Origin of the sequence: Pseudomonas kermanshahensis (genome assembly GCF_014269205.2) — a bacterium.
In the GTDB taxonomy this organism is placed as follows: Bacteria; Pseudomonadota; Gammaproteobacteria; order Pseudomonadales; family Pseudomonadaceae; genus Aquipseudomonas; species Aquipseudomonas kermanshahensis.
Window position 1 is genome coordinate 4,711,475 of sequence record NZ_JABWRY020000001.1, and the last position, 20,785, is coordinate 4,732,259.

Here is a 20,785-nt window from a genome sequence, read left to right on the forward strand (position 1 = left end):
CGCTATGGTGCGCGGCAGGCGCAGCTTAAGGCCAATGCCTGCACTGTGCCACCCCTGGGGAAAATTCACCGGAGTTGACAGTTTTTTCACCGATCCTTCACGGACACAGGATAGCGCCCACTCGATAATGCCCGATCTTTTTTGCGCCCTGGAGTCGTCATGCACGAACGTACCCGCCCTCGCCCGATCAATCTCTGGCTGTACCTGGGCATTCCTCTGGTGACGGCAGTGGCCTTGATCCTGCTTGAGCTGACCTCGGTCGACATGGACGTGGCCAACCTGTTCTTCGACCCGGCTGCCGGGCAATTCATCGGCCGGCACAGCTATGTGCTGGAGAACGTACTGCATGATGGGGTCAAGCAGGTGGTGATCCTGCTGGGGCTGCTGGCCTTGCTGACCTTTGCCGTGAGTTTCTTCTGGAAGCGTTTGTTCGGTTGGCGCCGGGAGCTGGGTTGCCTGGTGTTGGCGCTGGGCTTGTCCACGGCGTTTGTCACACCGCTGAAGAAGGTCACCCAGGTGCAGTGCCCCTGGAGCCTGACCCAGTTCGGCGGCAAGGAAACCTACAGCAAGCTGCTGGAGGCACGCCCCGCCACCGACAAGCCGGGGCTGTGCTGGCCGGGCGGGCATGCTGCGACCGGCTTCTGCCTGTTCGCGTTGTTCTTTGCGCTGCGTGACCGACGCCCGCGCCTGGCACGGGTGGCGTTGGGGGTAGCGCTGGTCGCCGGTTCGGTGCTGTCGGTCGGGCGGATGATGCAAGGGGCGCACTTCTTGTCGCACAACGTGTGGACGGCGGTGTTCTGCTGGTTGATCGGGTTGGGGTCGTATTACCTGGTGCTGTACCGGCGCAGGCGGGTTGAGGCGCCTGCTGTGGAGGCCAGTGTTGCCTGAGTGAGGGGCCGCTGCGCGGCCCATTCGCAGCACAAGGCTGCTCCCACAAAAAGCAACCTGTAGGAGCAGCCTTGCGCTGCGAACGGGCTGCAAAGCAGCCCCAATGTTCACCACCGAAGCACAAAAAAAGCCCCGGCTCTCGCGAGCCGGGGCTTTTTTATGACGCTAGGGGTAAGGCTGGCTTACATCATGCCGCCCATGCCACCCATGCCGCCCATGTCTGGCATGCCGCCGCCAGCTGGAGCTTCGCTCGGAGCATCAGCAATCATGGCTTCGGTGGTGATCATCAGACCGCCAATCGAAGCAGCAGCTTGCAGTGCCGAACGGGTCACTTTAGCTGGGTCCAGGATGCCCATCTCGATCATGTCGCCGTATTCGCCGGTAGCAGCGTTGTAACCGAAGTTACCCGAACCCTGCTTGACCTTGTCGGCCACAACGCTTGGCTCGTCGCCGGCGTTGGCAGTGATCTGACGCAGCGGGGCTTCAACAGCGCGACGCAGCAGTGCGATACCGACGTTCTGGTCTTCGTTGTCGCCTTTCAGGTCAACGATTGCGCTCAGGGCGCGAACCAGGGCAACACCACCGCCAGGCACCACGCCTTCTTCAACGGCTGCACGGGTAGCGTGCAGGGCGTCTTCAACGCGGGCTTTCTTCTCTTTCATTTCGACTTCGGTGCCAGCACCGACTTTGATCACGGCAACACCGCCAGCCAGTTTGGCCAGACGCTCTTGCAGCTTCTCACGGTCGTAGTCCGAGGAAGTCTCTTCGATCTGGGCACGGATCTGCTTGACGCGTGCTTCGATGTCACCGTCGACGCCAGCGCCGTCGATGATGGTGGTGTTTTCCTTGGACAGGATGACGCGCTTGGCGTTACCCAGGTGCTCCAGGGTAGCGGTTTCCAGGGACAGGCCGATCTCTTCGGAGATAACGGTACCGCCGGTCAGGACCGCGATGTCCTGCAGCATGGCCTTGCGGCGGTCGCCGAAGCCAGGTGCCTTGACCGCAGCAACCTTGACGATGCCGCGCATGTTGTTGACGACCAGGGTAGCCAGCGCTTCGCCTTCAACGTCTTCAGCAACGATCAGCAGTGGGCGGCCGGCCTTGGCAACGGCTTCCAGCACTGGCAGCAGCTCACGGATGTTGGAGATCTTCTTGTCGACCAGCAGCAGCAGCGCGCCTTCCAGCTCGGCAACCATGGTGTCCGGCTTGTTGACGAAGTACGGCGACAGGTAGCCACGGTCGAACTGCATGCCTTCTACGACAGACAGTTCGTTTTCCAGGCCCGAGCCTTCTTCAACGGTGATCACGCCTTCTTTACCGACTTTTTCCATAGCTTCGGCGATGATTTCACCGATGGAGTTGTCGGAGTTGGCGGAGATGGTGCCTACCTGAGCAATGGCCTTGGAGTCGGCGCATGGCTTGGACAGGTTTTTCAGCTCGGCGACGACAGCGGCGGTGGCCTTGTCGATACCGCGCTTCAGGTCCATCGGGTTCATGCCGGCAGCGACAGCTTTCAGGCCTTCGTTGACGATGGCTTGAGCCAGAACGGTAGCGGTGGTGGTGCCGTCACCGGCTGCATCGTTGGCCTTGGAAGCGACTTCCTTGACCAGCTGGGCGCCCATGTTTTCGAAGGCGTCTTTCAGCTCGATTTCTTTGGCAACGGAAACGCCGTCCTTGGTGATGGTCGGTGCGCCGAAGCTCTTGGCCAGGACCACGTTGCGGCCTTTCGGGCCCAGGGTCGCTTTTACTGCGTCAGCCAGAACGTTGACACCAACCAGCATTTTTTTACGGGCGGAATCGCCGAATTTTACGTCTTTAGCAGCCATGATCGTTTAATCCTTGAAATTCTTTGGAATAACGGGAAATCGGGGAAATCAGCCTTCGATAACGGCGAGAATTTCGTTCTCGGCCATTACCAGCAGGTCTTCGCCGTCGACTTTCACGGTGTTGCTGCCCGAGTAAGGGCCGAAAACCACTTTGTCACCCACTTTCACGGCCAGCGCGCGTACTTCGCCATTTTCCAGGATGCGGCCGGTGCCAACGGCGACAACTTCGCCGCGGTTTGGTTTTTCAGCGGCCGAACCCGGCAGGACGATACCGCCAGCGGTTTTCGATTCTTCTTCGCTGCGACGGATGACTACGCGGTCATGCAGAGGACGAAGCTTCATTGTCGATCTCTCCCAAATTGTGGTTTTCATCGGCCGGTATCGACACCGGCGGGTTGATGCGGTCCGGCGTTGCCGGGGTGGCCCGCGCGGGGCGAACCACCTGAGTTATGTCTGGTGTCGCCACCAGAAACCTTGCGGTGACCCATACATGAGGCCGTCATAGGCAATTACAAGGCTTGATACGGAAAATTTTTAATCAGCGCTGAACGGAAAAAGAACAGGGGCCGCGATGCGGCCCCTGAATGTCACTTGTCGCGGCGCTCGTACTCGCCCTCAATCACGTTGGGGCGGTGGCCGGCATCACGCGGCGGCTGCGCCTGGAACGGATCATCCTGAAACGCACGCTGGCGCATGGCCTGCTCTTCGGCACGCTGGCGCATCTTGCGCGCAGCCAGGTGACGGGTGAATGGCAACAGGCAGATCAGGCCCAGCACGTCGCTGATAAAACCTGGCAGCAGCAGCAAGCCGCCACCCACCGCCAGCATCATCCCCTGGAACATGTCCTCAGCGGGCAGTTCGCCGCGCTGCAGGCTTTCACGGGCACGCAGTGCGGTGGCCAGCCCGGCCACGCGCATCACCAGCACACCCAGCGCCGAACCGGCGATGATCAGCAGCAGCGCCGGGAAAAACCCGATGGCCGCACTGACCTTGACGAAGACGAACAGCTCCAGCACAGGAAACAGCAGAAGCAACAGTAGAAAAGCACGCATCAAAGATTCCTCGACGGAAGAGACCTTCCAATAAGACCTCAGATGGATGCGACCGCTCCCAATTTCAACCCTCTACTTCAGCAGCAACCGGCCACTGGTCGGCGCGAGCCAGTAAAACCAACGCTTCGCGAACTTGTGTCGGCGTATTGCAAAGACTTGGGAACGGCAGCCAGTAGATGCCCTGACCAATACGCAGGTGCATGCCTTCGCTGTCGACACCGACCATGAGCGCAGGGGCTGTGCGTGGCAGGTCGGTCAGTTCGACATAATGGGCGATGGCATTGGCGTGATCGCTGTTCATGTGTTCGATCATGCTCGCCTCGGCCTTGCCCGCGAACGGGTTGGCCAGGGTCACGTGGTCAAGCCAGTGAATGGCGCCAAAGCCGCCGATGTAGCGGTGGCGCACGGGCTGCAGCACCCAGAAGTCGAAATCGTGGGCCTTGTGGTAATTGGCCGCGTCGGGGAAGTACCGGTAGTAGCGCTCGGCAGCGGCCTCGATGGCAGCTTCATCCACCAGCTTGTGTGCTTCGGCCATTACCGTCAGGCGGCCGACCGCCTGCACATCCTCGGCTTCACGCTCACCGACCAGCAGCGAGCATTTAGGGTCTTTTTGCAGGTTGTGGGTGTGCTGGGCGATGCGGCTGATGAGGATCAGCGGGTTGCCCTGTGCATCCAGGCAATACGGCACGACGGAACCAAACGGGAAGCCAGGCATGGACTTGGAATGGGTCGAGAGCACGCCGCGGTATTCCTTGAGCAGCAGTTCCCGGGCGGGGCGGATGGCTTTGTTACTCACGAAGGGCGCTCCTGGCGGCGGACTGGATGGGTGACAAGATAAGCATTATCACCCGCCGCTGCCACAGGCAGCTTCGCCATTATGCCGACGGTGTAGGAGCGGCCTTGCGTCGCGAAAGGGCTGCGAAGCGGCCCCGGCAATTTCTGCATTGAAGCTGAGATCTTCGGGGCCGCTTCGCGCCCCTTTCGCGACGCAAGGCCGCTCCTACAGTTACCAGGTCACGCCAAAGCCTGCCGTGTAGCGGGTCTTGTCCAGGTCGCTGTCACGCGTGCCGCTGATGATGTCCTTCTCAGCCTTGAGGTTGAGCGAGGCCCATTCGGTGACTTTGTAGCGCAGGCCAACCTCGGCATCCAGCGAGTAGTCGGCCACGTTGCCCAGCGGCTTGGCGACTTCGCCATTGGTGAACAGCTGCACGTTCTTGCCGATCAGGTAGCGGGTGTAGTCCCACTTGACCGCCGCTGCATAGAAGTTGTCCTTGGCGCCGTCCTGGTACTCGAAATCGGTACGGTTGATCAGCGAGCCCAGCGAGAACGCGCCCAGCTCGTCGTCCCAGAACTGGTAGCCCGGGCCTGTACCCACGGTACGCTGGCGAGCCAGGTCCTCGATGTGGTCGCGCTTGTATTCCATGCGCCCCTGCCAGAACCACTTCTCGGTAATGAAGCGGTCGAGGGCGTACTCGGCACTCCAGTTATCGGTGGTGGTGACGTCGTCCTTGCTCTCGCGGTTGTATTCGCCCTCGGCGTTGTGCCGCCAGCGGCCATGACGTGCTGTCGTCTTGAAGCCCACGTCATAGTCGTCGGTGTCGTTCTCGGCACGCTTGTAGTCCAGGGCAACATCGACGTTGCCTTTCCAGACTAGGTCTTCGACCACCGGCTTGGGCTTCATGATCTGTTCGATGCTGGCCAGGTCGACGGTCTTGGGCGCCTCGCCGTTGGCCAGGGTGACCTTGCCGTCTTCGGCGGCCTTCAGCGATTTGGCCCGCTCACCGCTGTAGGCGTCCTGCTTGACCAGCAGTTCCTGGTCGCTTTCCAAGGTCTTGACGGCTTTCCAGTCCAGCGCGATAGACCCGCCATAAGGGGTCTCCAGCAGCAGCTTGCCACCGTCGAAGACTTTGATCTTGCCACTGAGACGATCACCGTTTTTCATCCACACGGTGTCGGCAACCGCAGGCGCGGCGCACAGGGAAGCAGCTAGCAGGCACAACAAGGATCTAGAATACATAAGCGGACTACAGGTTCGATTCGACGAAAAAAGCCGGGCATTATCCAGATACCGACAACCAGAGCAAGGACAGACCGGGAGCCTGCGATTGAGTTCAACACTCATTTACCGTCACCATTGGTCCGGTTTCATCCACAGGCCACGGGGGCACTGATGTCCGAGGCATACGCGCACGCATTGGAAACGCCAGAGGCCCGACGAACGGCCCTGTATTCGGTACTTGGGCAAGTGCCCGAAGGCAAGGTGGTCAGCTACGGCCAGCTTGCCGAGCTGGCGGGCCTTGGCCGCGCGGCACGTTGGGTTGGGCGTACCCTCGGGCAGCTACCACCCGACACTCGCCTGCCCTGGCATCGGGTACTGGGCGCTGGCGGGCGGCTGAGCCTGGCTTTAGGCACGCCCTCTGGCGACGAACAACGGGCGCGGCTGCGCGCAGAAGGCGTAAATGTGACCAATAATCGTGTGGATATGACACGCCATGGCTGGCGCCCGATGGAGCACAGCGGTTAGAGTGCGCGCTTTGTATTCGCAAACTTGAGGCAGATGTTGGCCCATGCCCCGTAAAACCTGGCGCGCTGCGCTCGCTGCCTATGCCAGCCCGTCAACCCTGGTACTTCTGCTGCTCGGCTTTGCCGCCGGCCTGCCCTACATGCTGGTGTTCTCGACCCTTTCGGTATGGTTGCGCGAAGCTGGCGTGGCCCGTGAGACCATTGGTTACGCGAGCCTGATCGGCCTGGCCTATGCCTTCAAATGGGTCTGGTCGCCGCTGCTCGACCAATGGCGCCTGCCCCTGCTCGGCGGCCTGGGGCGCCGCCGTTCGTGGCTGTTGCTGTCGCAGGCACTGGTGGTGGTCGGGCTGGTCGGCATGAGCCTGTGCGACCCACAGCAGCACCTGTCGTGGCTGATCGCCCTGGCGGTTCTGGTTGCCTTCGCCTCGGCGACCCAGGACATCGCCGTCGATGCCTATCGCCTGGAGATTGCCGATGACCAGCGCCAGGCTGCCCTGGCTGCCAGCTACATGGCGGGTTACCGGGTGGCGGCCCTGCTGGCCACGGCCGGTGCGCTGTTCTTCGCCGAATGGTTTGGCTCCACCGGTTTCAGCTACCTGCACAAGGCCTGGGCCGGCACCTACATCATGTTCGCCCTGTTGATGCTGCCGGCGCTGTTCACCACCTTGGTCATGCGTGAACCCCCGGTGCCGCTGCGTACTCAGCTGTCGGCGGCGCGTTACGGCCTGGTGCACCAGCTGGCGTCGGTGTTCGTGTTGATCGTGCTGCTGGTGTCGGTGCCTGCCAGCTTCACCCAGCTGTTCAATACCGACTGGGCCAGCGTGTTCTTCGGTGATGCGACGCCCCTCGACCTGCTGCTCGAAGACCGCGCCTTCCTGCGCCTGATCCTGTACGCGATGCTGACTTGGGCGTGCCTGTCGACCATGGGCCGTCGTGGCCTTGCCCCGGTGCTTACCCCGGTCAATGACTTCATTGCCCGCTACCGCTGGCAAGCGCTGCTGCTACTTGGGCTGATTGCCACCTATCGCATGTCGGATACGGTCATGGGCGTGATGGCCAACGTGTTCTACATCGACATGGGCTTCACCAAGGACCAAATCGCCAGCGTCAGCAAGATCTTCGGCCTGATCATGACCTTGGTCGGCGCCGGCGTCGGCGGCCTGTTGATCGTGCGCTTCGGCATCATGCCAATCCTGTTCATCGGTGGCGCGGCCTCGGCGGCGACCAACATCCTGTTCCTGATGCTGGCCGACATGGGCCCGAACCTGGACATGCTGGTGGTCACCATCTCGCTGGACAACTTCAGCTCCGGCATGGCCACCTCGGCGTTCGTCGCCTACCTGTCGAGCCTGACCAACCTGAAGTTCTCGGCCACTCAGTACGCGCTGCTGAGCTCGATCATGCTGTTACTGCCTCGACTGATTGGCGGCTATTCGGGGGTTATGGTGGAGAAGTTCGGTTACCACGACTTCTTCCTGATCACCGCCCTGCTGGGCGTGCCGACGTTGATTCTGATCGCCCTGCAGTGGCGTCAGGAGGCCGGGCGCGGCAAGCCCGTGCCCGAGGAGAACCCAGCGGCCGAACGGCCCTGAACCCCTCTCTTTACATGTTTCACTGTAGGAGCAGCCTTGTGCTGCGAAGAGGCCGGTAACAGCAGCGAAGATTCACTGTTCTGTCACCGGCCTCTTCGCAGCACAAGGCTGCTCCTACAGGAATTGCGCATGGCCGGCGCCGGCAAGCTACTGAGCCACCGCCCCTTCCCCAGGCCGGCCACCCACCACGAACCACAACGGCCAGAGCGCCAGCGCACCCGCCACGCTGGCTGCCAAGGCAAAGTGCAGCAGGCTGGCACCTGCCCCGATCATCGCCAGCAGTGCCCCACCCAGGCCCAACAAGGCGATGGTGATCATCCCCAGCATGGCCGAGACCAGCCCCTTGCTTTGCTCGCTGGAGAACAGCGTCATGCGGTACAGCACGGCGTTGGCCACACCCAACCCCAGCGCGTACAGCGACATGCCAGCGACCACGCTGGTCACCGTCGGCCAGTACCAAGTCGCCAGCACCATCAACGACAGGCCTGCCAGGTAGGGCCACAGTGCGCCACGCACCAGGGCGGGCAGCGGGTAACGGTCGGCAATGCGGTTGATGATCAGGTTGCCCATGATCAGCCCGCCGAACACCGGCAATTGCCACAAGGCATATTCCATCGTACTCAGCCCCTCATCATGGATGAGCAGCACCGGCGACAGGCCAATCCAGCCAATCAAAGGCAAGCCGACCAGGCCAAGGGCTGCGCTGCCGGCGACGAAGCGGCGGTTGGCCAGCAACTGACCGTAGCCAGACAACAGTGGCAGCAGGTGGATTGGGGTGAACGGCAGCCGCGAACCATCGCGCCGCTCCACACCGAGTGTTTCCGGCATCAAGCGGTACAGCAGCACCCACGCCAGCACCGCGCCGATGGCAAAGGCCACGAACAGCCAACGCCAGTCCAGCCATTGCAGCAGCAAGGTCCCCACCAGCGGGCCGAGCAGCGGCGACAGCAGGGCAATGTTGGCCAGCAGGGCCATCATGCGCACCGCGTCCGCTTCGCTGAACGCCTCGTTCAAGGCCGGGTAGCTGACCGTGACCACAAAGCCCAGGCCGATGCCCTGCAACAGGCGCAGCAAGTTGAACAAGCCGATGTCATGGACCCAGAAGGTCGCCAGGCACGCCACGCCAAAGAACACACAACCCCCCAACAGCAACGGGCGACGGCCATAGCGGTCGGCCAGGGGGCCGATCAGCCACTGCAGGACCACGCCACCGAGCAGGTACAGGTTCAGGGCGTGGGGGATGTATTCGGGGCTGGCGTTCAGGTCGTCGACCACCACGGGCATGGCCGGCATGACCGCGTCGCTGGCCAGGTAAGTGAGCAATTCGAACAGGGCCAGGGTGAGGCCAAACAGCAAGGCTCGGAGGGGGGTGATGTACAGCAGTGGTTTCATGGTGAGCTTCGGGTAGAGGCAGGTGGGGTCAGGCTATATGCCAGAAGTGGCGGGGTTTAGCTGTGAACAAGTGTAATGAGGTGGAAAAAGCCGGGGCCGCTGCACGTTCCATCGCCGGCAAGCCGGCTCCCACACAGTTAGATGACAACCTGAACCTGTGGGAGCCGGCTTACCGGCGATGGGGCGCACAGCGGCCCCGGCTTATTTGAACAGCGGTGTTACTGGGTAGCCGTCTCCTGCACCACACGAATCACTCGCTGCGGAAACGGAATATCGATGCCCTCGGCCTTCAACCGGTCACGGGCATGCTCGTTGAGCATGAACATCACATCCCAATAGTCGGACGTCTTGGTCCAGATACGCAGCGACACGGTGATCGAACTGTCGCCCAGCGTCGAAATCACCGCCTGCGGTGCCGGGTCGGCCAGCACACGCGGGTCCTGCGCCAGTTCCAGCAGCACGTTGCGCGCCTTTTGCAGGTCGGCCTCGTAATCCACGCCCACGTCGAACACCACTTTGCGGGTCGGCTGGCGGTTGGTGTTGGTGATGATGCCGTTGGACAGGCTGCCGTTAGGCATGATCACCGTCTTGTTGTCACCGGTGCGCAGCACGGTGTGGAAAATCTGGATGCTGTCCACGGTGCCGCTGACACCCTGCGCTTCGATCCAATCGCCGATGCGGAACGGGCGGAACATCAAGATCAACACACCGCCGGCAAAGTTCGCCAGGCTACCCTGCAACGCCAGGCCAATGGCCAGGCCGGCAGCACCGATAGCGGCAACGAAGGAGGTGGTCTCGATGCCGATCATCGACGCCACGCTGACGAACAGCAGGATCTTCAGGATGATATTGGCCAGGGTGCTGATGAACCCCTGCAATGCCAGGTCGGCATTGCGCAGGCCAACCAGCTTGCCCAAGCGCGCGCTGACCTTGTTGATGACCCACCAGCCGATGGCCAGGGTCAGCAACGCCAGGCACACGCGGCTGCCGTACTCCATGATCAACGGAACCCAGGCTTGGGATTGGCGGACCAGCTGATCGACTTCAGCGTTCAAATCCATGTTCATCTCCTGATGCCGAACGGCATGTGCACGGTAAAACTGGCCGCGGGCATTTCCGCGGCCACGGCCCCCATGGACATCATTACGCCATCGAGGTTCCTGGTGACGCTTCGATCAATCGCGGAAGTTGTTGAACTGCAGCGGCATGTCGAATTCCTTGGCGCGCAGGGCAGCGATCGCTTCTTGCAGGTCGTCACGCTTCTTGCCGGTGACACGCACCTGCTCACCCTGGATGGAAGCCTGGACCTTGAGCTTGGCATCCTTGATGTGGGCGACAATCTTCTTCGCCAGCTCTTTGTCGATGCCTTCGCGGAACTTGGCTTCCTGTTTCATTTCTTTGCCGGACGCATAGGCATCCTTGGTTTCTAAGCATTTGACATCGATCTTGCGCTTGACCAGCGCACCGCGCAGGATCTCGATCATCGCCTCGAGCTGGAATTCGGCCTCGGCGGTCAGCAGCACGGTCTGTTCCTTGTCCTTGAACTCGAAGCTGCCTTTGCCCTTGAGGTCAAAACGGCGATCGAGTTCCTTGACGGCGTTGTCTACAGCGTTCTGCACTTCGTGCTTGTCCAGTTCCGATACCACGTCGAACGAAGGCATGGGTATTCTCCAAAAATAAAAGCGCGCTCGGCCTGAAGATGGAGCACGCTGAGTTAGATGGTTAAAATGCGGGCTCATTATAACGGGTTGCGAAACGCATATGAGCAGCACCTGGCATATTCTCGGCGCGGGTAGCCTGGGCAGCCTGTGGGCTTGCCGCCTGGCGCGCGCCGGCAAGGCGGTACGTTTGATCCTGCGCGACGAGCAGCGGCTGCAGGCCTATCAACGTGTGGGCGGCCTGACCTTGTTCGAGCAGGACACCTCCAGGCATTACGCGATCCCCGCCGAAACGGCCGACGCCCATGGCCCTATTCACCGCCTGCTGGTGGCCTGCAAGGCGTACGACGCGGCGCCGGCCATCAAGCGCCTGGCACCGCGGCTGGCCGAAGGTGCAGAGCTGGTGCTGCTGCAGAACGGCCTGGGCAGCCAGGACGAGGTCGCCGACCAGGTGCCCCATGCCCGTTGCATCTTCGCCTCCAGCACCGAAGGGGCGTTCCGCGAGGGCGATTGGCAGGTGCGCTTCGCCGGCCATGGCTTCAATTGGCTAGGTGACCCACTCAAACCCGGGATCCCGGCGTGGTTCGATGACCTGCACGATGCCGGTATCCCGGCCGAATGGACCGTGGATATCCTCACCCGGCTGTGGCGCAAGCTGGCCCTCAATTGCGCGATCAACCCGCTGACCGTGCTGCATGAGTGTCGCAATGGCGGCCTGCTGGAGCACCTGGCCGAAGTGACCGCCCTGTGCGACGAGCTGGCTGAGTTGCTGCGCCGCTGTGGCCAACCCCAGGCTGCCGAAGACCTGGACGAAGAAGTGCAACGGGTGATCCTCGCCACCGCCGCCAACTACTCTTCCATGTACCAGGACGTGCGCGCGGGCCGACGTACCGAGGTCCACTACCTGCTCGGCCATGTGTGCCGCGCCGCCGAGCGGCATGGCGTGGCGTTGCCGGAACTGGAACGCCTGCACCAGCGACTGGTCGATAACCTGCAGGCACGCGGCTTGCCCAGCGCCTGACGCTGGCCCTTTCAACCGGATACGGACACTGCCTTGCCCATGACCCTGCGCCAACGCCTGGAAAACCTCCCGGTCGGGCAAAAGCTGCTGGCGGCCCTGCTGGTGCTGCTGGTGACCATTCTGTTGGTGGCCAACCTGACCTTCATCAGCGCCGCCTACTGGATCACCCAGGAGAGCATGGCGCCCCAGGCGCTGCAGACCATCGGCCGGCTGATCGCCAACCCGCAGCTGTCGGCGCGTGCCGGCGACAGCGCAGACAGCGCCAATGCCCTGCTCAAGGAGCTGGACAGCTACATGCCACTGCGCGCCGCCGCCGTCTACGGCGGAGACGGCCGCATGCTGGCGCAGCTGCAGCACGGCGAACCGCTGGCGTTGCCCAAGCGCTTTCGCAACATCGACGGCTGGCGCCTGATGGAATTTCGCAGCACGCAGTTGATTCGCATCCCCCGCGAAGCCGACCCACCTGCCCACCTGCTGCTGGTGGCCAGCAGCGAACTGCCGACCGCCTTCTACACCGGCACGCTCAGTGCCAGCCTCGGTATCCTGGTGTTCAGCATCCTGCTGTGGATCGTCGTTGCGCGGCAGATCAAGCGCCTGATCACCCAGCCGATCAACCAGCTCGAAGAGCTCAGCCGCCAGGTCACCCGCGAAGAAAGCTACGCCCTGCGTGCCCGCCGCGGCAACGATGACGAAATCGGCAGCCTGGCCGAGGCCTTCAACACCATGCTCTCGCGCATCGAGGCCCGCGAGCAGCAGCTCAAGCGCACCCGCGACGAATTCCAGACCGCCTATGACCAGGCCCAGGGCCTGGCCGAAGAAACCCGCCACACCAACCGCAAGCTGGAGCTGGAAGTCCAGGTGCGCAGCAAGATCGAGAAAAAGCTCACGGGCTTCCAGAACTACCTCAACAGCATCATCGACTCCATGCCCTCGGCACTGATCGCCCTCGACGAGCAGCTCTACGTCACCCAGTGGAACCACGAGGCCACGGTGCTCTCCGGAACACCCTTGGACGAGGCGCTGAACCAGCCGATTTTCATCGCTTTCGAGCCGCTCAAACCGTTTTTGCCGCAACTCAAGGAAACCGTAGAGAAACACCGGGTGGCGAAAATCGAGCGGGTGACCTGGCCCAAGGGCGAGGACCTGCGCCACTACGCCCTGACGTTCTATCCGCTGATGGGCGGCGGCGGCCGCGGCGTGGTGATCCGCATCGACGACATTACCCAGCGCCTGTCACTGGAAGAAATGATGGTGCAATCGGAAAAGATGCTCTCAGTGGGCGGCCTGGCCGCGGGCATGGCGCACGAGATCAACAACCCGCTGGGGGCGATCCTGCATAACGTGCAGAATATCCGTCGGCGCCTGTCCCCGGAGTTGCCGCGCAACCAGGAGCAGGCCGAAGAGCTGGGCATCGACCTGCCCACCGTCAACCGTTACCTCGAAAGCCGCGAAGTGCCGCAGCTGCTCGACGGCATTCAACAGGCCGGCGCTCGGGCGGCCAAAATCGTCACCCACATGCTCAGTTTCAGCCGCCGCAGCAACCGCCAATTGGCGCCTTGCGACCTGCCAGCACTGATCGACCAGGCTGTGGAAATCGCCAGCAACGACTTCGACCTCACCATTGGCTTTGACTTCAAGGGCCAGGCCATTGTCCGCCAGTTCGACCCAAACCTTGGGCCAGTGCCTTGCACCGCCAACGAGCTGGAACAAGTACTGCTCAACCTGCTGAAAAATGCCGCCCAGGCCATCCACCTGCGCCCGCAACCCATCGAGCCCGGGCGCATCACCCTGCGCACCCGGCTCAACCCACCCTGGGCCGAGATCCAGGTCGAGGACAACGGCGTGGGCATGCCTGAAGCGGTGCGCAAGCGCACTTTCGAGCCGTTCTTCACCACCAAGGAGATCGGCCAGGGCACAGGCCTTGGCCTTTCGGTTTCGTATTTCATCATCACCAACAACCACAAGGGGCAGATGGAGGTGCAGTCCACGCCCGGCCAGGGCACCTGCTTCACCTTGCGCCTGCCCCTCGGCCAGCCGGCAGCGACGGCACCAAACACCACGGAGGCATGACATGGGCTACCGCCTGTCGAAGATCTACACCCGCACTGGCGACAAAGGCGAAACCGGCCTGGGCGACGGCCGCCGGGTGCCCAAGGACCACCCGCGTATCGAAGCCATCGGCGAGGTGGATAGCCTCAACAGCCAGTTAGGGGTGCTGCTCGCCGGCCTGGCTGAGCAGGGGCTGGACGAAGTGGGCAATGTGCTTGCGCCCTGTCAGCACCGCTTGTTCGACCTCGGCGGCGAGCTGGCAATGCCCAGTTACCAGGCGCTGAACCAGGCCGAGGTGGAGCGGCTGGAAGCGGCAATCGACGTGTGGAACGAAGAGCTGGGGCCGTTGAAGAATTTCATCCTGCCCAGTGGTTCGGCGTTGGTGGCGCAGGCGCATGTGTGCCGGTGCCTGGCGCGCAGTGCGGAGCGGCGGTGTCAACAGTTGAATGCGCTGGAGCCGCTGGAGGGTGCTGGGTTGGCGTATATCAACCGGCTGTCGGATCTGTTGTTTGTGGCAGCGCGGATCATTGGGCGGCGGCAGGGGGTTGCCGAGGTATTGTGGCAGCCTGCTGAGAAGCCTCAGGGCTGAGCGTGCTGGGGCTGCTACGCAGCCCATTCGCGGGCAAGCCCGCTCCCACCGGGCCCTCACAAGGTCTGAGCCTGCGCAGTTACCTGTGGGAGCGGGCTTGCCCGCGAATGGGCCGCACCGCGGCCCCAATCACAAGCGACTCAGACCTCAGGCCAGAACGCCCGGATCCCGGCCACGCCCTGCGCCCCCGCTTCCCAGGCCCGCTCACGATCACCCGGCCCTACCCCACCCAGCAAGAACACTGGCCGGCTGAAACCTGCAATCGCCCGCTGCGCCGCTTCCCACCCCAAAGGCAACGCTTCAGGATGCGTCTGGGTCGCCTGCACCGGCGACAAGGTGACAAAATCGACCCCCATCTGCTCCGCCAATGCCAGCTCTTCGGTACTGTGGCACGACGCCGCCAACCAGCGGTGCTCAGGGAACGGTCGCCCCTTGGCGGCATACTTGCGCAACTGCGCGGCCGTCAGGTGCCAACCGGCCGACGGGAAGTCGCCCAGCCACTCCAGCGGCCCTTTGAGCATCAACTGGGCCTTGCCACCGCACAGGCCGACCGCATCCACCGCCACGTCACGATACTTGGGGTCGTACATGTCCGGCGCTCGCAGCTGGATCAGCCGGGTGCCGTCGGCCACGGCCTTCTGGATGCCTTTGAGCATCTGCGGCACGTCCAGGCCCTCCGGCGTGATCAGGTACTGATCCGGCAGCCGTGCAGCGGCAACTATCGGCCTGTTCGCGGCAGGGAAGTCGTACTGCGCGAGGTCGCGCGGTGCCACCCACTCCAAAGGCTGGCCCTCGGCGCCATGGGGTTCACCGGTGAACGCTTCGACAACGCGAACGTCCAGCAGCACCTGTTTGTCCGGATAGTCATGGCTGACCTTGATCAGCGCCCGCGACCGGGTCACGTCGATACCCAGTTCCTCGCGCAGCTCACGGGCCAGCGCCGCTTCGACGCTTTCGCCCTCTTCCACCTTGCCACCCGGGAACTCCCAAAGGCCGCCCTGGTGCTGGGTATCTGCCCGCCGCGCAATCAGAATGCGGCCATCGGCACCGCGGATTACCGCTGCCGCTACATGAATGCGTTTCACCCTTCGCGCTCCGCCAGGCCAGCCTGCTGCCAGGCTTTGAATGCCGGCCACTGGTAAATAGTCTCGATGTAAGCCGCTGCCTCTGCCGGGACTTCGACGCGGTAGCTGCGCAAGCGCACCGCCACCGGGGCGAAGTAGGCATCGACCAGGGTCGGCTTGCCGAACAGGAATGGGCCCGTGTCCTTGGCGACCAGGCGGCATTCGGACCACAGCGCGACGATACGGTCGATGTCGATTTGCACCTCCAGCGGCACAGACTCAAGGGCCTGGTCACGGGACAGGTCGAACGGCATCGCCCCGCGCAAGGCGAAGAAGCCGCTGTGCATCTGCGCGCAGGCCGAACGGGCTTGGGCACGGGCGGCCACGTCGGCAGGCCAGAGCTGCGCTTGGGGGTGGCGTTCGTTGAAGTATTCGGCGATGGCCAGGGAGTCGGCGATCACGCCATGCTCGGTCTTGAGCAGCGGCACCTTGCCGGTGGCAGAGTAAGCGAGAAGGCGCTGACGGGTGTCGGGCTGGTTGAGTTTGATCAGGGTTTCTTCGTAGGGAACGCCGGCCAGTTCGAGGGCCAGGGCGCCGCGTAGCGACCAGGAAGAATACAGCTTGTCGCCGATGATCAGGTGATAGCTCATGGTTCGGCTCCATTTGTCGGGGTTTTGCGGCTGCTTCGCAGCCCTTCGCGACGCAAGGCCGCTCCTACAGGCACAGCGCAGACCGGTGTAGGAGCGGCCTTGTGCCGCGAAGGGCCGCAAAGCGGCCCCAATTGAATCACGTGCGGTATTCGGCGTTGATCTTCACGTACTCGTGGGACAGGTCGGTGGTCCAGATGGTTTCGCTGCAGGCACCACGGCCCAGTTCGATGCGGATGGTGATCTCTTCCTGGGCCATGACCGCAGAGCCTTGCGCTTCGGTGTAGCTCGGGCTGCGCCCGCCTTGGCTGGCAATGCAGACGTTGTCCAGGTACACATCGATCAGGCTGACATCCAGCTCCGGCACGCCCGCCCGGCCGACGGCGGCCAAGATGCGGCCCCAGTTGGGGTCAGAGGCGAACAGCGCGGTCTTGATCAGCGGCGAGTGAGCGACGGCGTAACCGACGTCCAGGCATTCCTGGTGGTTACCACCTCCGTTGACCTGCACCGTGACGAACTTGGTGGCGCCTTCGCCATCACGGACGATGGCCTGGGCCACCTCCATGCACACGTCGAACACCGCTTTTTTCAGGGCTTCGAACAGCGCACCGCTGGCTTCAGTGACTTCTGGCAGGTTGGCCTTGCCGGTGGCGATCAACATGCAGCAGTCGTTGGTCGAGGTGTCGCCATCGATGGTGATGCGGTTGAACGACTTGTTGGCGCCGTCGAGCATCAGGTCCTTGAGCACCTTGGGTGCGACCTTGGCGTCAGTGGCGATGTAGCCGAGCATGGTGGCCATGTTCGGGCGGATCATGCCGGCGCCTTTGCTGATGCCAGTCACGGTCACGGTCACGCCATCGTGCTGGAACTGGCGGCTGGCACCCTTGGGCAGGGTGTCGGTGGTCATGATGCCGGTGGCGGCTTCAGCCCAGTTGTTTTCCGACAGGTTGTCCAGGGCAGCCTGCAGGGCGCCTTCGATCTTCTCGACCGGCAACGGCTCGCCGATTACGCCGGTGGAGAACGGCAGTACCGACTCGGCCGGCACGCCGGTCAGCTCGGCGAGCTTGGCGCAGGTGCGCTCAGCAGCGGCCAGGCCCGGTGCACCGGTACCGGCGTTGGCGTTGCCGGTGTTGGTCAGCAGGTAACGCACAGTGCCCTGAACACGCTGCTTGGAGAGGATCACCGGTGCGGCGCAGAAGGCGTTGAGGGTGAACACGCCAGCGACGCTGGAGCCTTCGGCACAGCGCATGACCACCACATCCTTGCGCCCAGGGCGCTTGATGCCGGCAGAAGCGATGCCGAGTTCAAAACCCGGAACCGGGTGCAGGGTGGGCAAAGGACCAAGACCAACAGCCATTAGAGCGCTCCTAGAAAAACGGTGAAATGATGATGGAAGAGCGGGGCCGCTTCGCGCCCCATTCGCGGCACAAGGCCGCTCCCACAGGGCCAGCACAGACTTCTGAGCCGGTGCGGTCCCTGTGGGAGCGGCCTTGTGCCGCGAATGGGCCGCACAGCGGCCCCGTTTGTCACGTTACTGCGACTGGGTCAGATCACTCGATCTGCCCATGGCAATGCTTGAACTTCTTGCCCGAACCGCACCAGCATGGCTCGTTACGGCCCAGCTTCTGGTCGTTGCGCACCGGTGCTGCGGCCACGGCCACTTCGGCGCCCTCCTCGTTCAGCGCTTCGCTTTCAAGGCCTGGCGCGGCAGCATGCTGGAACTGCATGCGGCTGGCCAGCTCTTCGGCTTCGCGGCGCAGGCGGGCTTCTTCTTCGATCGGGTCTTCGCGGCGCACCTGAACGTGCGACAACACGCGGATGGTGTCGCGCTTGATCGACTCGAGCAGCTCCTGGAACAAGGTGAACGACTCGCGCTTGTACTCCTGCTTCGGGTTCTTCTGCGCATAACCGCGCAGGTGAATGCCGTGGCGCAGGTGGTCCATGGTCGACAGGTGGTCTTTCCACAGGTCGTCCAGCACGCGCAGCAGAATCTGCTTCTCGAAGGTACGCAGGGCGTCGATGCCGGCCTGGTCTTCCTTCTCGGTGTAGGCGCTGGTGATCTCGCTCAGCAGCTTCTCGCGCAGGGTCTCTTCGTAGAGGTGGTCGTCCTCGTCGAGCCATTGCTGGATCGGCAGCTTCATGGCGAAATCGCTCGACAGCGAGGCTTCCAGGCCGGCCACGTCCCACTGCTCGGGCAGCGATTGCGGCGGAATGTGCTGGCTGATGGTAGCGTCCAGCACTTCCTTGCGGAACTCGGCAATGGTGTCGCCAATGTTCTCGGCCGCCAGCAGGCTGTTGCGCATGTGGTAGATCACCTTGCGCTGCTCGTTGGCCACGTCATCGTATTCAAGCAACTGCTTGCGGATGTCGAAGTTGCGGCCTTCGACCTTGCGCTGGGCTTTTTCGATGGCGTTGGTGACCATGCGATGCTCGATCGCCTCGCCAGACTGCATGCCCAGCGCCTTCATGAAGTTCTTCACCCGGTCAGAGGCGAAGATGCGCATTAGGCTGTCTTCGAGCGACAGGTAGAAGCGGCTGGAGCCTGGGTCACCCTGACGGCCGGAACGACCACGCAGCTGGTTGTCGATACGGCGCGATTCGTGACGCTCGGAGGCGATCACATGCAGGCCACCCGACTCGATCACCTGCTGGTGACGCTTCTGCCAGTCGGCCTTGATCTGGGCGATCTGCTCAGGGGTCGGGTTGTCCAGGACGGCCACTTCGGCCTCCCAGTTACCGCCCAGCAGAATGTCGGTACCACGGCCGGCCATGTTGGTGGCGATGGTCAACGCACCTGGCGCACCGGCCTGGGCGATGATCTCGGCTTCCTTCTCGTGGTACTTGGCGTTGAGGACCTTGTGCTCAATGCCTTCCTTCTGCAGAAGGTTGGACATGTGCTCGGAGGTCTCGATGGTGGCGGTACCCACCAGCACCGGACGGCCCTGGGTCATGCTCTCTTTGATGTCGGCAATGATCGCGGCGTATTTCTCGTCGGCGGTCAGGTACACCAGGTCGTTGAAATCCTTACGCGCCAGCGGCTTGTTCGGCGGGATCACCATCACGTTCAGGCCGTAGATCGACTGGAACTCGAACGCTTCGGTGTCGGCGGTACCGGTCATGCCGGACAGCTTGGTGTAAAGACGGAAGTAGTTCTGGAAGGTGGTCGACGCCAGGGTCTGGCTCTCGGCCTGAATGTTCAGGTTCTCTTTGGCCTCGATGGCCTGGTGCAGGCCTTCGGACAGGCGACGGCCAGGCATGGTACGGCCGGTGTGCTCGTCGATCAGCAGGACTTGGCCATCCTGGACGATGTACTCGACGTTACGGTGGAACAGTTTGTGCGCGCGCAGGCCGGCGTAGACGTGGGTCAGCAGGCCCAGGTTGTGCGCCGAGTAGAGGCTCTCGCCTTCGGCCAGCAGGCCAGCCTGGGTGAGCATCTCTTCGATGAACTGGTGACCGGCTTCGTTGAGTTCGACCTGGCGGCTCTTCTCATCGATGGTGAAGTGGCCTTCCTGGGTGACCTGGCCTTCGACTTCTTCGATGTGCTGGGTCAGGCGCGGGATCAGGCGGTTGATCTCGATGTACAGCTTGGAGCTGTCCTCGGCCTGGCCAGAGATGATCAGCGGGGTACGGGCTTCGTCGATGAGGATCGAGTCGACTTCGTCGATCACCGCGAAGTTGAGTTCACGCTGGAACTTCTCTTCCTGGCTGAACGCCATGTTGTCGCGCAGGTAGTCGAAACCGAATTCGTTGTTGGTGCCGTAGGTGATGTCGGAGGCGTAGGCAGCGCGCTTTTCTTCCGGCGGCTGGAAGGCCGAGACGATGCCCACGGACAGGCCGAGGAACTCGTACAGCGGGCGCATCCAGTTGGCGTCACGGCGGGCCAGGTAGTCGTTGACGGTGACCACGTGCACGCCTTTGCCGGACAATGCGTTGAGGTAGACGGCCAGGGTACCGACCAAGGTCTTGCCTTCACCGGTGCGCATTTCTGCGATCATGCCCTCGTGCAGGGTCATGCCGCCGATCAGCTGCACGTCGAAGTGGCGCATGCCCATGACGCGCTTGCCGGCCTCACGGGCGACAGCGAAGGCTTCGGGCAGCAATTGGTCCAGTGTCTCGCCTTTGGCCAAGCGCTCCTTGAACTCTGCGGTCTTGCCCCGCAGTTGCTCATCGGACAGGGCCACCATCTTCTCTTCGAAGGCATTGACGATAGTCACCGTCTTGAGCATGCGTTTGACTTCACGCTCATTCTTGCTTCCAAAAAGTTTCTTTAACAAAGGCGCAAACATATCGGCAGGATCTTCCACACGTAGGGATGGAGGGCGGCCCCATGAGTCGCCCGTGCAGCCCTGAGGCCGCATGCGAACGAGCATTCTACCCGGAAACGATGGTGAGGAAAGTGGTGGATTTCCACGATGCTGATACAGCGTTTTGGCAGGGGCGTTTCTTAGATAGGGTCATTTTCCCTGAGTTCAAGGCTCAGCAAG

18 protein-coding genes are annotated in these 20,785 nt (G+C 62.6%); 6 read left to right on the forward strand and 12 right to left on the reverse strand.

The window, feature by feature from the left end:
- The first annotated feature begins 159 nt into the window (after positions 1–159).
- Entirely contained in the window at positions 160–888 is a 729-nt protein-coding gene (locus HU764_RS21090; RefSeq protein ID WP_186677716.1) for a phosphatase PAP2 family protein, read from the forward strand.
- A gap of 182 nt (positions 889–1,070) precedes the next feature.
- On the opposite strand, the gene groL is transcribed toward HU764_RS21090, so the two are convergent.
- From groL to HU764_RS21115, 5 genes are all read right to left on the reverse strand, one after another.
- Entirely contained in the window at positions 1,071–2,714 is a 1,644-nt protein-coding gene (gene groL / locus HU764_RS21095) for a chaperonin GroEL (RefSeq protein WP_085273632.1), read from the reverse strand.
- Positions 2,715–2,762: 48 nt separating this feature from the next.
- Positions 2,763–3,056 carry a co-chaperone GroES gene (locus HU764_RS21100; protein WP_012274036.1) on the reverse strand — a complete coding sequence of 98 codons (294 nt, stop codon included), beginning with the start codon at positions 3,054–3,056 and terminating at the stop codon, positions 2,763–2,765.
- A gap of 245 nt (positions 3,057–3,301) precedes the next feature.
- Positions 3,302–3,766, reverse strand: coding sequence for an FxsA family protein (locus HU764_RS21105; protein WP_027594037.1), 465 nt, complete (start codon positions 3,764–3,766; stop codon positions 3,302–3,304).
- Between the two features lie 64 nt (positions 3,767–3,830).
- Positions 3,831–4,562, reverse strand: a complete 732-nt coding sequence (locus HU764_RS21110; protein WP_027594036.1) for a HugZ family pyridoxamine 5'-phosphate oxidase — start codon at positions 4,560–4,562, stop codon at positions 3,831–3,833.
- 210 nt (positions 4,563–4,772) lie between these two features.
- Positions 4,773–5,783: a DUF481 domain-containing protein gene (locus HU764_RS21115; RefSeq protein WP_027594035.1), complete on the reverse strand. Its 1,011-nt coding sequence runs from the start codon at positions 5,781–5,783 to the stop codon at positions 4,773–4,775.
- Between the two features lie 153 nt (positions 5,784–5,936).
- Between HU764_RS21115 and HU764_RS21120 the strand changes: the two genes are divergently transcribed.
- Positions 5,937–6,290, forward strand: coding sequence for an MGMT family protein (locus HU764_RS21120; protein ID WP_099430360.1), 354 nt, complete (start codon positions 5,937–5,939; stop codon positions 6,288–6,290).
- Positions 6,291–6,333: 43 nt separating this feature from the next.
- Complete coding sequence (locus HU764_RS21125) at positions 6,334–7,881, forward strand: AmpG family muropeptide MFS transporter (RefSeq protein WP_186677718.1); 1,548 nt, start codon at positions 6,334–6,336, stop codon at positions 7,879–7,881.
- 147 nt (positions 7,882–8,028) lie between these two features.
- On the opposite strand, the gene HU764_RS21130 is transcribed toward HU764_RS21125, so the two are convergent.
- The 3 genes from HU764_RS21130 to HU764_RS21140 form a co-directional block, all read right to left on the reverse strand.
- A complete protein-coding gene (locus HU764_RS21130; RefSeq protein WP_085273635.1) occupies positions 8,029–9,273 on the reverse strand; it encodes an MFS transporter in 1,245 nt (414 codons plus the stop codon).
- Positions 9,274–9,491: 218 nt separating this feature from the next.
- Positions 9,492–10,334: a mechanosensitive ion channel family protein gene (locus HU764_RS21135; RefSeq protein WP_027594031.1), complete on the reverse strand. Its 843-nt coding sequence runs from the start codon at positions 10,332–10,334 to the stop codon at positions 9,492–9,494.
- A gap of 114 nt (positions 10,335–10,448) precedes the next feature.
- Positions 10,449–10,934 carry a YajQ family cyclic di-GMP-binding protein gene (locus tag HU764_RS21140; RefSeq protein WP_027594030.1) on the reverse strand — a complete coding sequence of 162 codons (486 nt, stop codon included), beginning with the start codon at positions 10,932–10,934 and terminating at the stop codon, positions 10,449–10,451.
- A gap of 100 nt (positions 10,935–11,034) precedes the next feature.
- Between HU764_RS21140 and HU764_RS21145 the strand changes: the two genes are divergently transcribed.
- Genes HU764_RS21145 through HU764_RS21155 form a run of 3 tightly spaced genes read left to right on the forward strand, consistent with a single transcriptional unit; the run spans position 11,035 to position 14,590 of the window.
- Positions 11,035–11,952 carry a putative 2-dehydropantoate 2-reductase gene (locus HU764_RS21145; RefSeq protein WP_186677725.1) on the forward strand — a complete coding sequence of 306 codons (918 nt, stop codon included), beginning with the start codon at positions 11,035–11,037 and terminating at the stop codon, positions 11,950–11,952.
- A 39-nt stretch (positions 11,953–11,991) separates the two neighbouring features.
- Positions 11,992–14,022 (forward strand): ATP-binding protein, encoded by a 2,031-nt coding sequence (locus tag HU764_RS21150; RefSeq protein WP_186702580.1) that lies wholly within the window; start codon positions 11,992–11,994, stop codon positions 14,020–14,022.
- A 1-nt stretch (position 14,023) separates the two neighbouring features.
- Positions 14,024–14,590, forward strand: coding sequence for a cob(I)yrinic acid a,c-diamide adenosyltransferase (locus HU764_RS21155; protein ID WP_186677728.1), 567 nt, complete (start codon positions 14,024–14,026; stop codon positions 14,588–14,590).
- Positions 14,591–14,730: 140 nt separating this feature from the next.
- On the opposite strand, the gene HU764_RS21160 is transcribed toward HU764_RS21155, so the two are convergent.
- The 4 genes from HU764_RS21160 to secA form a co-directional block, all read right to left on the reverse strand.
- On the reverse strand, positions 14,731–15,675 hold the full coding sequence (locus HU764_RS21160; protein ID WP_186702508.1) for a Nudix family hydrolase: 945 nt from the start codon (positions 15,673–15,675) through the stop codon (positions 14,731–14,733).
- Positions 15,672–16,304, reverse strand: coding sequence for a glutathione S-transferase family protein (locus HU764_RS21165; RefSeq protein ID WP_186702507.1), 633 nt, complete (start codon positions 16,302–16,304; stop codon positions 15,672–15,674). Before HU764_RS21165 ends, HU764_RS21160 begins: the two co-directional genes overlap by 4 nt.
- 136 nt (positions 16,305–16,440) lie before the next feature.
- The gene (argJ, locus tag HU764_RS21170) at positions 16,441–17,658 is read right to left on the reverse strand and encodes a bifunctional glutamate N-acetyltransferase/amino-acid acetyltransferase ArgJ (RefSeq protein WP_027594024.1); all 1,218 of its coding nucleotides are present in this window, start codon (positions 17,656–17,658) and stop codon (positions 16,441–16,443) included.
- Positions 17,659–17,851: 193 nt separating this feature from the next.
- A complete protein-coding gene (gene secA / locus HU764_RS21175; protein WP_085273642.1) occupies positions 17,852–20,587 on the reverse strand; it encodes a preprotein translocase subunit SecA in 2,736 nt (911 codons plus the stop codon).
- Between the last annotated feature and the right edge of the window lie 198 nt (positions 20,588–20,785).

Coding starts and splice junctions, on each gene's coding strand:
- HU764_RS21090 (WP_186677716.1), top strand. CDS start 160: ATGCACGAACGTACCCGCCCTCGCCCGATCAATCTCTGGCTGTACCTG.
- groL (WP_085273632.1), bottom strand. CDS start 2,714: ATGGCTGCTAAAGACGTAAAATTCGGCGATTCCGCCCGTAAAAAAATG.
- HU764_RS21100 (WP_012274036.1), bottom strand. CDS start 3,056: ATGAAGCTTCGTCCTCTGCATGACCGCGTAGTCATCCGTCGCAGCGAA.
- HU764_RS21105 (WP_027594037.1), bottom strand. CDS start 3,766: ATGCGTGCTTTTCTACTGTTGCTTCTGCTGTTTCCTGTGCTGGAGCTG.
- HU764_RS21115 (WP_027594035.1), bottom strand. CDS start 5,783: ATGTATTCTAGATCCTTGTTGTGCCTGCTAGCTGCTTCCCTGTGCGCC.
- HU764_RS21120 (WP_099430360.1), top strand. CDS start 5,937: ATGTCCGAGGCATACGCGCACGCATTGGAAACGCCAGAGGCCCGACGA.
- HU764_RS21125 (WP_186677718.1), top strand. CDS start 6,334: ATGCCCCGTAAAACCTGGCGCGCTGCGCTCGCTGCCTATGCCAGCCCG.
- HU764_RS21130 (WP_085273635.1), bottom strand. CDS start 9,273: ATGAAACCACTGCTGTACATCACCCCCCTCCGAGCCTTGCTGTTTGGC.
- HU764_RS21135 (WP_027594031.1), bottom strand. CDS start 10,334: ATGGATTTGAACGCTGAAGTCGATCAGCTGGTCCGCCAATCCCAAGCC.
- HU764_RS21140 (WP_027594030.1), bottom strand. CDS start 10,934: ATGCCTTCGTTCGACGTGGTATCGGAACTGGACAAGCACGAAGTGCAG.
- HU764_RS21145 (WP_186677725.1), top strand. CDS start 11,035: ATGAGCAGCACCTGGCATATTCTCGGCGCGGGTAGCCTGGGCAGCCTG.
- HU764_RS21150 (WP_186702580.1), top strand. CDS start 11,992: ATGACCCTGCGCCAACGCCTGGAAAACCTCCCGGTCGGGCAAAAGCTG.
- HU764_RS21155 (WP_186677728.1), top strand. CDS start 14,024: ATGGGCTACCGCCTGTCGAAGATCTACACCCGCACTGGCGACAAAGGC.
- HU764_RS21165 (WP_186702507.1), bottom strand. CDS start 16,304: ATGAGCTATCACCTGATCATCGGCGACAAGCTGTATTCTTCCTGGTCG.
- argJ (WP_027594024.1), bottom strand. CDS start 17,658: ATGGCTGTTGGTCTTGGTCCTTTGCCCACCCTGCACCCGGTTCCGGGT.
- secA (WP_085273642.1), bottom strand. CDS start 20,587: ATGTTTGCGCCTTTGTTAAAGAAACTTTTTGGAAGCAAGAATGAGCGT.